A 12,817-nucleotide genomic window follows, 5' to 3' on the forward strand; every position below is an offset into this window, starting at 1 on the left:
ATCAGGATGGAAAAGAAGAAAAGAAGGCGATGGATAGCCGGTTTTCTGGCGGTTATCATGACGATCACGGGAGTGGGGATTCCACTCCCGTTCCCGTCCGAGGCATCGGATATATGGCCGCAGAAATCGACGGCACCGTTCTACTGCCTCGATGGAGGAAAAGGATGGAAAAAAGTCGACCGGTATGACATGTATAAATTTGATACGATGCCGTCTCCCCTTACGGAGACGCAGGCGAAACGGCTATTCTGGGCGTATCCGGATAACTGGTCAGCGTTAAAGGACGCGGCAAAAAAATTTGATCCGGGCCTCTATGCGGAAATTGCCTCCACAACATCGAGTGCCAATATCGTAAAATATGTGAAAGACGATGCCGGAACAAAATTTGCCTGGGTGGCTGACAATCCGGAAATCGAAGATCGCGCGATCGCTGCAATGGAGCAGGCGTCATCGGTCGGACTGGCGGCGGGGAAAGAAGCACCGGACGCGATCCGGGGAGCGACTTCAGAAGATACGGCAGTGCCATTCCAGGTACTGCCTTTTTCCGACGGACCGGGGGCACTGGATACAGAATTTGTGCTCGGAAAGGAGTTTATCCGCGATATTGCGAAGATCGAACCTCAGAGTGTCTGGGACAATGGATCGACCGGGGGAAATGTGGGCTGGCTGGATGCCTCCCAGGATAAAAATATTGCAAAATCTGTGATGGGTACAAATCTGTATGAGGTGACCTGGAGCGGAGACGCGATCCGCATCCATAATAACGGCTCGGCGACTGCAAACGAAAATGCGGTCGGCAGCAGTATGACAGATGAAGAAAAATATAATAAGACTACGGTTCGTTATAAGATCACGATGAGAGGAAATTCCGGCTGGTACACGGAAGGCAGCTGGAATCCGGAATATCTCCGGGAGTGGATGGATTTTAAGGTCTGCATCAACGCACCGGAACACCAGAGACTCTACAAAGCGGATATGAGGATCATTCCGTCGGATATGGTATTTTATCTTGTGATCAGCCAGGACGGAGGAGAAAAAGACGAAAGGCAGGAATACGGAGCAGAGACGCCGACACTGGAATTTCAGATCTATCGCCATAAAGAGACTTTTTCGGCGGATTATAATGTCAGACTCGTAAAACATGATGATGAGACGGGAATGCCGTTAAAGGGAAGCCAGTTCTATCTGTATGAAAGATTTGAGGATCAGGATAAGATCTCAAAGGCGGATGGAGAGGGAAAACTTGCGGAAAAAAATTTAAGTTTTCGTCCATGGAGAGACTTCCAGGTGTTTTCTGAAGGAACCACGAATGAAAAGGGTGAAATTACTTATCGCGATACCAGAAAGTATGCCTATGAAAAGACATATTGCGACGGACATGCCGCTCCATCCTGGGCAAATATGCCTGAAGAACAGGGAAAAGGTGATGGGAAAAGCGATGCCTATGAGGAGGCGGCAGAACAGACGCGGGACAATAACCGGGCGGCGGCAAAACAGTGGCTGGAGTTAGCAGAGGCCTGCGAGGCAGAGGCGGACGGCGGATGCCACTTCCACTGGCTTGCAGATGAGAGTGTCTATGACGAAGTGAAGGAGGTATTGGAGAGCGGAGAAGCAGACGGAAGAAGCCGGGAAGGCGCCGGGATGATGCGAAAGAACCGTGCCGCGTCTCAGGATGCATTTGAAGGATCCGGCTGTAAAGCAGATTGTGAAGAGACTTACCGGAAATTTATCGGACTGCGTTTTACTTATACCTGGAAAGAAATCCAGGCGAGAAGTGGGTATATACTCCATGATCTGCATCAGGATGATATTCCGGTGGAGATGATCATGACGGATTCTTCCGAGGCAGGAGCGAATGCGGAGAAGGTGTCCGGAAGCAGCCGCGAGATCGCGGAAAACATCTGGTATTCGGGAAATGGAAGTATGGGTGAGAACAGTGTTTCAGAAAGAAAAATACCGATGGTGAAAAGCACGATGGGAAATGTTCTGAGGAGAACTGCTTCCGACTCAGAAGCTGCGGCTGTCAGGGCGACGGAGTCCAATGCGGAAAAGAAAAGTATTTTCCGGATGCTTTATGACTTGTTCCGGGGAAAAGATCAGGATGAGGAAGAGGAAAATGGAGGATCAGACGGTTGGGGTGAGTTTGAAGGTGTTGGAGATTTTGCGGATATCCTGGCAGATGCAGAGGAAGATGGGATCCGGCATCTGAATACCGGGGATCCCGGAAAATATTCGCATTGTAACGGAGCGGAAAACTGTGGGGATGCATGGCATGTCTATGACCACCGGACGGAAGGACGGATCCATATTACAAAAAAAGATCTGGACCTTTTCCGGGGAGAATCTGATAAGTATTCATCCTACGGGGATACAGAAGGGGACGGAACACTTCAGGGGGCTGTTTACGGTCTTTTCGCGGCGGAAGACATTATCCATCCGGACGCAGAAGTAGCGGGAAACGGGACCCTGACAAATACAGGGATCGTCTACAGGAAGAATGATCTTGTGGCTGCGGCATCGACAGATCAGGACGGAAATGCAGATTTCCTGTGTTATACCGTAAAACCGGGGATGGAATACGATTACGGGGAAGGGAAGATCAGCAAAAGAAATGATATTTCCTGGAACGGACCGGAAAATCTTTATCAGAAGAATAGAGAAAAGAACGGAAACTGCTGGATCGGACGTCCGCTGATCCTTGGAAAATATTATATAAAGGAGCTCTCAAGAAGCGAGGGATATGAACTTTCTGTAAATGGAATGGAGCAGCAGATTACAAACCGGGGAAGCGGATATGATGTGCCGGATTCTGTGACAGATGCCAATGGAACTGCGGTGGTTACGATGCCGGAGCTTGCGGCTGCGATGGAAGGCGATGATGGAAGCGGAAAAGGATACGATGAACTTGCATTTACGGTGAGTTCCTCGGGAACTGCCGGGGAAAACGGAGATGGAGGATATGAGATCCTCGCCTGCGGCTTCCCGGAAGGGACAAAGTTTTATCGTGTCGATACAGGAGAAGAGCTGGTCACAGGACCTCATGTGACGGGAACAGAGACCGTGATCGTGAAAGATGCGGCAGGAAGAACGATATGGAAGCAGGCGGAAAGCGATTCCAGTGACCTTCTCTATCAGCCGGAACGTAACGTAGCGGGAAAGATCACCGGGCAGGAACCGGTGATCCGAATGGAACCGCAGATTTTAAAGGTGGAGCAGATCCCGGAGAAAATACCGATGCGCCTTGAAAATCTGTCTGTCGATGAGGACGATGAACGTTTTCAGGCAAAACTGGAGGAATGTGATCTTTCAGACGAAACAGCAGACGCGTTTCTCTTTTTGAAAGCGCAGACGGAGGAAATCCTCGGAAAGAACGGATATGATGTCCCGGTTACTGCAGGAGGGATCCGTTCTATGGAAACTGCACCGATTTACAACCGGGGAGTGAAAAAAGGTCAGACAGATGTCTGGGGTATGACGACGGAACCAGGAGAAACAGCGAAAAAAACAGTATATGGGGCAGCAGTACAGGAAATCTCTGTCACATGCAAAAAGAATGACAGTATCCTGGATCTCATGCAGAATATTTTCACCTGGTATCAGGAACATCCCCAGTGGAATTTTGGTGGGATCGACATGATCAGAAGAGAAGGAGACCACTATCAGATCACCCTGTACGCCGGGGCATCCTCGATCGGGAATCGAAGATTTTTCACATCGAAAACGGAAAATGGAAGGAAAACGGTGGACTGCGTGTATGCCGTATACGAGGATCCGGTAAATCTTCGCTGGGTCTACCAGGAATATAAAAACAGTGGAAAGTATCGGTTTCAGGTGGACAGACAGTACATGCTCGGGAACGGCAGAGGCAGAAGATATTATCTTGACGCGACACTGACCCCGGTCATGATGCCGGGAACGGATGGAAAACTGACGGAGATCATGCATCAGGTCATGGTTTACCATAAAAAAGGGGAAGACGTGATCGATTACCTGTCTGGAGATCCGGCACATGGATACCGCGTTCCACTTACAAAGACGGAAGATAAGATCGAGATCACGACAGAAAAAGAAGTCGTGGAAAAAGACGTGGAACTTCCGGATGTGGTGAGAGAGGAAAAAAACGGTGTATACAGGATCCATATAAAGACCGCGGGGAAGGATTCTTTTGGAAAAGAATTCAATGATAAAAAGACGAGTCTTACTTTAAACTTTACTGCAAAACTTCCGGAAAAAAGCCATGTTCTGACGGAAAAAGAGATCCGGATGCTTGGAAATGCGAATGTCCGGGGATATCGGGCGGGAGACCGGATCGGCTATGCGGAATACCTTGTAAGGTTTTCGGGTGCAGCTCTTGCAGCGTCTGTTTCGAAGAACCGGGATCTTTCCGATACCTATATTATCGCAAAGCGGCTGATCTATTGCGGGCAGGATAAGATCAGCGAGGACGGGGATACGGGACTGACACCGGCAATTGTTCTTGAGCGGCCTGTGAAACAGAAAATACGCGTGGAAAAAAAGACGGACGACGGAGAAAATATCGGGAATTTCCGCTTTAAGATCTACCTGAAGTCCAATCTGGAACGAATTTTCTGTACAAAAGACGGAGAGATTTCCTGGGCAGATAAAAACGGAAATCCGGTGCAGATCGAAGAATACCGGGAACATTTTCCAGAGCTGGTGCAGAAGATCTATACGAGAAAGGAAATCCGACAGGTACTGGAGACGGTGGCGCAGAGGAAAGATTCTGACCAGGGAGAAGGAACGATTCACGAGTATAACTATGAAAAGTTCTTCGCGGCTATCCGAACGGCGGATACAGATCGCTGGAAGAGAAAGGGAAAACTGTGGAATACGTCATTTAAACCATTTGCGTCCAGCCTTATCAGCGGAAAGAAAAATGAGATCAATACTTCAGAATATGCGAAAGAAAACACAAAGCGCTCGGATGCGGTCCGGCAGTTCGCCATCGACTGGTATCTGAAAGAGGAGATGGAAAATCTGCAGTATAAGGAGAGCAAATATCCGGATGAGCAGTACGACCATGCCTTTTTTCTTGCGATCCAAAAGGCGGAGGAGTATCTGCAGCCATTTTTTCGATATGATCTTGGAAAGATCTACGCGATCGCATGGGACAGCGAGGAGGACGGTGGTTCTGACGGAGATCAGACAACTCTGACCGTTCAAAAGAAAAATGGGGAGACAAAGGAAGAGGCAGCTGCGGCAGTTTCTGAATATCTCCCATACGGAGAGTATGTGATCGCAGAGGAACAGCCGTATGCATCTGAATTACTGGACTTTAAGAACAGGCATTATGAGATTGATGCGCCGAAGGAGATCTTCCTTCCGGAGGCAGCAGGACAGTCCGGGGATGATCAGAGAGAAAACTATATTTATAAGAGAGCGTATTCCCCATGGGATCTTGCGAAAAAGTACCTGATCCGCTTCAATGAGGAGTGGGACAAAAATCAGCAGCAGGAGCTGTGGGAGTATGTGATCAGTGCCCACAGCAATGACGGGGATTTTGAAGTTTATCCATATGGCCTCTCAGAAAAAGCAAAGACCGGCCATTATGAACCTTATGGAAACGGGAAGGTGGGGCGATATTATCACTATCGGTCAGACAGCGAATACGGAGCGAAAACGGATGGAAAGGAGACGATGACAGGGGTAAAAACAGCTCGTAACGGAGAATATGCGCCGATGCTGGTTCCATGGAGCATTGTAGATCCGAATGAGCAGAAAGATGACAAGAGCTGGACAGGATATGGAGAAAAATCATTTCTGGACCGGAAATATTATGCTGATGTGAGAATTGAAAAGCTTGATGCGGAAACAGGGGAACCGATCCTTTACGATGACGCAGTATTCGGGATCTACCGTGCAGAGAGAAATGAGGCAGAGAATGGTGATGGAGCTGTAACGTGTTACACGGCTGATACGATGATCCTGGGAAGCAGATATTTTCTGGAAGCGATGGGAGCGAAGGAGATCCGGCCGTTTGCGCGGAAAGCGCCTGGAGCCGGAGAACTCTTTTATGGAACGGTTCCTGCGGGAACGCCGGTTTGTCATGAGGAAGATCTTGTAAGCTTTACGGACAGAGATGGACTGCAGACGGGAACGCTCTTGGCGATCCCAACAATCCGGGATATTGCGGAAAAGGGGATTCTTCAGGCAGCAGGTTACGCGAAAACGCCAAATCCTCTTCCGGCAGGAGTCTATGTGCTGGCAGAGATAAAGGCGCCGTCTGGATATGTACGTTCAGGACCTGTGGCGGTGGAAATCTACAGTGACAGGATCCTGTATTCCGGTGGCTGGACGGAAGAGAAAACGGCAGCATCCGTTTATGGATATGAGCAGGATCCGAAGGGGATCCATCCGAAGAATGTCACGGATACAGCCAGAATCTACGCGGAAAATACCGCAACAATTCTGGAAGTTTCAAAAACAAAGACAATAGATACAACTCGTGGAATGAAGGTATCAGGCCGCGTGGAAGGTACGATCTCTGAACTTCGCGCACAGTATGGACTGGAGAATCTCGACCTTGCCTATGATCATGCAGGGATATACCAGGGATTTGGCTGGAAGAAAGGGACACTGGAGATACTGGAAGAGCGGAAACATGCCGGAGAGAGGGTGGAGCTCGTTTATGAGAACGGTGTCTTTCAGGGATACGGCTATGTGACAAAAAGGCTTGAAACGGCAGATCATGAGAACCCATATGTAACCGGAGCGAAACTTGCGCTTTATGACGCGATCCGGGTAGAAACGACCGGAGATTCCGAGGACTACGCATTTGAAGGTGTGGAGGTCACAAGGGACAGAAACGGAAATGTGACAGATATTGTCGTAAAGGAGGAATATGCAGGAGAAAAACAGGAATTCTCTCGTGAACCAGGATCGGAAAATGATACCCGGGGCGAAGGAATCTGGAAACTCAGGACCGTGAAGAGACCGGATACCCCGGTCCTGCTCTACGATCTCGGGAATCTTGATGTGATAACGAAAGGAAAAGATGGAACTCTTTACGGCTATGACCGGGAAGGGCGGCGGCAGAAGATCACCTTTGATACGAGATCGATCTACGCGCTGAAAAATGGAAAACCTGTATTTGAAGTATCTGGAGGCGATTTCTCAAAACTTGTATATGATCGGAAGTCGAAGGCGTTTACCTCGATGGATTCGGAGACTACGCTGTTTCATCTTGACTCATTCCTGTGCAGGGACGCGGAAACAGATCCCTATACGGGACTGGCATATGTGAGGAAGATGGAGATTGGAAGGTATGGAAGGGAACGACCGGTCTTTTACGTGTGGCCGGTGGTAAAAGAGACGGATTCATCGGGGAATCTGATCGGAAGACGGAAAATATTGACCGGAAGACCGGCAGAAATCGCAGAAGAAACTGAGAATGCCTATATTACTGGGACATGGAACCCGAAAACAGGCCGTTTCGAAAAAAAGATGGAACCAGTTCTCGATGAGTTTGGACTGGTAAAATATTATCCGGAAAGCGGCGCCGTGTACAAGAAAGGAGAATCGGTCTATGACCGGGATGGGGATTATGTGACATACCGGTATGAAGATCTTCTGGAAATGGAGAACCGTGCGGCATACCACTTGAACAGGAGAGAGGATCTTCTTGATGTAGGGGATCCGGAGGATGAGGCGGATGATGTACCTTTAAAACACAGAAAGGGAGAGGTATGGATCATTCCGAATGTATGGGTCAGCGGTGAGAAAACGATCCAGGACGGCAGCACGGATGAGGAGACGGATGGACAGCCGGATCTTTTAAGACGTGTGATCCCGGGAAGCTACATTCTTGAGGAACTGGAGGCGCCGGATGGGTATGTGCGTGCGCTTCCGGCAGCAGTGGAGGTGAATGAGACAAAAGAAATCCAGAGAGTCGTCCTGTCAGATGAGAAGACGAAGGTGGAGATTGCAAAGACAGACGGGACAGAAAGCTATGTTCAGAATATCGAAAACGGGACGGACAGCCAGAATAAAGAAAACGGGACGGAGATCCGCGGATCATACGGTCAGAAGTTTGTCAAAGGAGCAAAACTTGCGCTCTTTAAAGCGAAGCGTGTGAATTCTGCGGATCATGAGAAATACCCCAAAGGATACTACCTTGTGAAGGCAGAAGAGACGCCTGCTGTGTGGAGCTCAGAAGACCCGTTGGACAATCACAAAGTTCCGGTGACGGCGCTGTGGATTACGGATGGAAAACCAAAGTATTTTGAGGGAATTCCGGTGGGAAACTATATCCTGGAGGAGCTGGAGACTCCGCCTGGTTATCTTCCTGCTTCGATGGAGATCACAGTGGAAGAGACAAAAGAGCTGCAGAGCTTTGTCCTGAAGGATGACCATACAAAACTGGAGATCCTTAAGTTTGAGAGAAATACGTCCGGCGAGAAAGAAGCGCTGTCCTGGCCGGCGTCTCCCGAATTTGTTCTCTGTGAAGCGGATCTTGATGAAAACGGGGAGGTGAAGATGGAGAACGGTACTTATGGGTACCGGAAAGACCGGATTGCAGACAGTTGGAAGGCAGATGACCTGTCAGAGTACCTTCCGGCGGTCCCGGAGGCGTATGAAAAGATGTTTGGCGAGTATGGAAATGGATTTGAACAGTTTTCATGGAGAAAAGAAATCACGGGACGAGTGATCTCCGGAGAGGCCAGACTTCTGGAGAATAAAGAAACAGAGGATCAGGGGATCATCCTGCAGCTCTGGAAGCTATCGGATGGAAGCAGAATGCAGGTTTCTGTATCCGCAAATGGAAATCCGGAAAAATTAACGCAGAATGGTCAGCCGTCACCGGCATTTGAGTATCAGTTCCGTTACCGTTCCGGATTTTCCGGCAGCTTCCCGGAAGTGACCAGCTACGATACAAGAGGCGGTCTGCACCGGATCGACCGGCTTCCGGAAGGAAAATATGTGCTTCTGGAGAGTAAGGTTCCGGATGGATATCAGGGAGCAGATCCGATGCTGATCACAGTGGATCAGTCCGGAACCGTTATCCGTTATGAAGTGGAAAATAAACGGAAACCGGAGGAACGGGCAGCATTTGGGCGCATCAGGATCAGGAAGACGGATGCGGATGATAAAGATCTGCGGCTTTCCGGTGCCTGGTTTGAAGCTGTCTGTGTACAGACAGGGGAGAAAACTGTGTTTGCGACTGGTGAAGATGGGATCGCGTTATCGCCGGAACTTTCAATCGGATATCTGGATCATGGAGCCTGGATCATGTATGAATATACAGTTCGGGAGCTCATGCCACCTCCGGGATACGGACGCTGTGAAGAAACCTTTTCGGTCGTGTTTGACAGGGAAAAAGAGGATCTGATCCAGCTGTATGAACTTTCTGTCGAAAATAAAACGACAAGAGCCGGATTCAGTAAACTGGATCTCACGACAGGGGAAGAACTTCCGGGAGCTTCCCTGGAGTTAAAAACTTCTGATGGAAGGCTTGTTGATTCCTGGATATCCGGGAAGACTCCGCATCTTGTAGAAGGAAAGCTGACGGCAGGTGAGAACTATATTCTGACAGAAATATCCGCTCCTGACGGGTACGAGCTCGCGGAATCCATTTCCTTTACAGTGCCGGAGAACGGAAATTTCGTGAAGATCGAGATGACGGATCGAAGAAAGCCGCCGGAGGAACCGGAAACACCGACGGAGCCGGAACAGCCGACAGAACCCGATATCCCGACTTTTCCGGAAACACCGACGGAACCGGAAATGCCGGAGACGCCGGAAACACCAACGGAGCCGGAACGTCCGACGCCATCTGTTCCTGGTGAGAAGCCAAAGAAACCGGTGGAAGCGGAGTGGACAGAGCCTGAGACAGAACCGGAACCGGAACGGAAAAAAACATATGGGACGATCACGGTACGCTATGAACGGGAATTTTCAGGCAGCGGAAAGGGGCACGTCCACCAAAAAGGCAGGACAGATCTCAGAACCCCGGAAACGGGAGATACGGGAAGACCAGAGCTTGCAGTAACCGGTCTGTTTGTCGGATTCCTTGGACTCTGGTATCTTCACATAAAAAAGGAGAGAGAAGAAAGGAACAATGAACATGAGGATGAAAAATGATGGAAGCCGGAAAATCCGGCTTCCGGTCAGAAAAATATTCGGATTTTTAGGAATGGAGGCAGTTCTCTTATGTGTATCTTTTTTCATGCCTGCATTCGCGGAAAAATTGCCGTCAGAGGAAAGAAAGCTGCAGGTGGAAGAAACTCTGTCCGGAGAAGAGACATCGCCTGCGGAGAAAAAAAGAGAAGAAAAAGAGACTCTGACGTATGAAAGCCCCATATTTACGGGTGGGGGAGAGGAATTTCTACCGGAAGAGACAAGGACCGAGGGCGAAAAAGAATACCGTCTGGTATCAACGCGAATCCGAAACGCAAAGAAAACAGGAGAAATGACGTATGCCCAGGTGACAATCCCATATGATCTGGAAGGAGATGATACAGTGCCGGAGACAGCGGATGTTCCCCTGATCGATGAGGAGTCCGGCACAGAGTTTGAGCGGGAGCTTTCTCTTGTGGATGTGGAAGAAATATCGAGAGAATGGTCAGATACCTTTTCTTTTTCGGCCACGGTTTCCGGGTATGGAGCAGACTCATTTTATCTGGGAGATATGGAGATCCCCGGGAATGCGGATCTTGCTGACTACGGAGAAAAACTTCTGGATCTCGCCGGACTGTCCCGGGAGTATTACCGGGTAGACCGCGTGGAGTGGGACGGCGAACCTTATGAAGATGGGGAGGTGATATGCAGAAACGCAGCCGCAGTTGGAAGCAAACTGGTCCGAAACGTAAAAGCGAAGTACGGCGGTCAGATCCGGACACCGGATCTGGAAGGAAAGCAGTATATTGGAATTTATGAGGAAGTTCTCCCGGAAACGGAAGATGAGACAGGGATCGAACCAGAGCCGGAGATCATGAGCCAGCCGGAAACGATCCCGGATACTTCCGAAGAAACTGTACAGGCAAGTCTCGCAGAGCGGATCATTGAATGGCTGGAGAGCCATATCACGACGATAACGGTGAGTTTTGTAAGTGTACTTTTACTGGCAGCGGGAATCTGGCTGTTTGTGAAAAGCGGAAAAAAGCCAGGGCGTCAGTCACCCTAGCTTTTCCTGCCAGTCTTTTTCCTTAAAACCGGTGAGAACAAAGGAGTCACCGATCACTAACGGACGTTTTACGAGCATGCCGTCAGTTGCCAGAAGGGCAATCTGTTCTTCCTCGCTCATAGTCGGGAGTTTATCTTTCAGTCCCATGGATTTATAGAGAAGTCCGCTGGTGTTAAAGAATTTTTTTAACGGAAGTCCGCTCATTTTGTACCATTCTGTCAGTTCTGCCACACTGGGATTATTTTCCTTGATATGGCGGCTGGTATAAGATACCTGGTGCTCATCGAGCCAGCGCTTTGCCTTTTGACAGGTGGAACACGGCGGATATTCGAGAAAAAGAATATTCATAGTGAAAAACACCTCCATGTGCTTAGTATAATGGATTTTTCCGGAGAATACAATGAAAAGGAGAAGATGTTGATCGGGCGGAAAGAAATATGGATATTCTGATCTTTCTTTCAGAATTTATGGTACCGCTCACGGTATTTTATATCGTCGGTTCCGGAATCCTTGCAAAACGACCGGTGTTCGATGATTTTCTGGATGGCGCAAAGGAAGGAATGCACACTGTGGCGGATGTACTTCCGACTCTGATCGGACTGATGACAGCGGTGGGAGTTTTAAGAGCTTCGGGGATTCTTGAAGCAGTATCGGAACTTCTGAAGATTCCCGCCGCACTCTGCCATATCCCTGTTCCGGTAATCCCGATCATTCTGGTGAGGATCGTATCCAGCTCTGCAGCCGTTGGTCTGATCCTTGACATCTTTAAAGAATATGGGCCGGATTCTCTGGTCGGAAATATGGTTTCTATCATGATGGGGTGTACGGAGACAGTGTTTTATACCATGAGTGTGTATTTTATGTCTGCACATATCCGAAAGACACGCTGGACATTGCCTGGAGCTCTTGCTGCAACAGCGGCTGGGATCGCTGCAAGTATCTTTTTGACGGGGCAATTATTCCATACCTGATACAGCCGGGTCGGAATGCGAAGCATCGGCATAATCTTGTTACAGCCCGGCGGTGGGGCGTCCGTGTACTGTAGTGTATTTTCACAGAAAAAGCGGAAAACCGGAGAAAATCGGTTGTGTCGTGAATTGGAATCGTTTATAATAAAAGCCGTAAAAAACAAAAGATCCGGGGCGTCAGGAAGATCGGATATTGCGGTTGGACAGCCCAGAGAGGAAGAGGATTCCACGGTTGGACGATTATAAAGTATTGAACGAGATCCTGGTGAGACTGTTCCGCAGCATCATGGACGTTGAGGAGAAGGCGATCATCACCCAGGAGTTCCAGGATATAACAAACAATGATATGCATGTGATCGAGGCCATCGGTATGGGAACACCGAAAAACATGTCATCGATCGCAAAAGAACTCTCTGTCACGGTAGGCACCCTGACGATCGCGATGAACAGCCTGGTAAAAAAAGGGTATGTGAAGAGGGAACGCGGGGAGGAAGACCGCAGGGTCGTATATATCTCGCTTTCGGATAAGGGAAAGAAAGCGTTTATCCACCATGCGAGATTCCATAAAGAAATGATCACCTCGATCCTGGATGAATTTGACGAGGATGAGAAAAAGATCCTGATCCGTGGACTCACGAAGCTGGACAACTGGTTTCGGGATAAGGAAGAGGAGAACAAAACAGGACGGGAATAAAATGCGCACTGC

At 49.1% G+C, this 12,817-nt stretch carries 5 protein-coding genes; 4 read left to right on the plus strand and 1 reads right to left on the minus strand.

The genetic code is table 11. From position 1 onward, the window contains the following. The first annotated feature begins 6 nt into the window (after positions 1-6). Together GPK90_RS01825 and GPK90_RS01830 are read left to right on the plus strand one after the other, a co-directional pair. A complete protein-coding gene (locus GPK90_RS01825; protein ID WP_215701996.1) occupies positions 7-10,101 on the plus strand; it encodes a SpaA isopeptide-forming pilin-related protein in 10,095 nt (3,364 codons plus the stop codon). Then, the gene (locus GPK90_RS01830) at positions 10,085-11,143 is read left to right on the plus strand and encodes a hypothetical protein (protein WP_215701997.1); all 1,059 of its coding nucleotides are present in this window, start codon (positions 10,085-10,087) and stop codon (positions 11,141-11,143) included. The genes GPK90_RS01825 and GPK90_RS01830 overlap by 17 nt, the downstream gene beginning before the upstream one ends. Here the strand turns inward: GPK90_RS01830 and GPK90_RS01835 are convergent. Further along, a complete protein-coding gene (locus tag GPK90_RS01835) occupies positions 11,135-11,491 on the minus strand; it encodes an arsenate reductase family protein (RefSeq protein WP_118298251.1) in 357 nt (118 codons plus the stop codon). The two genes, GPK90_RS01830 and GPK90_RS01835, sit on opposite strands and share 9 nt — an antisense overlap. Positions 11,492-11,580: 89 nt before the next feature. On the opposite strand from GPK90_RS01835, the gene GPK90_RS01840 reads away from it, so the two are divergent. Both GPK90_RS01840 and GPK90_RS01845 read left to right on the plus strand, forming a co-directional pair. Further along, positions 11,581-12,114, plus strand: a complete 534-nt coding sequence (locus tag GPK90_RS01840) for a spore maturation protein (protein WP_118532174.1) — start codon at positions 11,581-11,583, stop codon at positions 12,112-12,114. A gap of 229 nt (positions 12,115-12,343) precedes the next feature. After that, entirely contained in the window at positions 12,344-12,805 is a 462-nt protein-coding gene (locus GPK90_RS01845) for a MarR family winged helix-turn-helix transcriptional regulator (RefSeq protein ID WP_346011198.1), read from the plus strand. The last annotated feature ends 12 nt before the right edge of the window (positions 12,806-12,817 follow it).

Source organism: Clostridium sp. MCC344, from assembly GCF_018785365.1.
Taxonomy (GTDB): domain Bacteria; phylum Bacillota; class Clostridia; order Lachnospirales; family Lachnospiraceae; genus Pilosibacter.

Coding starts and splice junctions, on each gene's coding strand:
- GPK90_RS01825 (WP_215701996.1), top strand. CDS start 7: ATGGAAAAGAAGAAAAGAAGGCGATGGATAGCCGGTTTTCTGGCGGTT.
- GPK90_RS01830 (WP_215701997.1), top strand. CDS start 10,085: ATGAGGATGAAAAATGATGGAAGCCGGAAAATCCGGCTTCCGGTCAGA.
- GPK90_RS01835 (WP_118298251.1), bottom strand. CDS start 11,491: ATGAATATTCTTTTTCTCGAATATCCGCCGTGTTCCACCTGTCAAAAG.
- GPK90_RS01840 (WP_118532174.1), top strand. CDS start 11,581: ATGGATATTCTGATCTTTCTTTCAGAATTTATGGTACCGCTCACGGTA.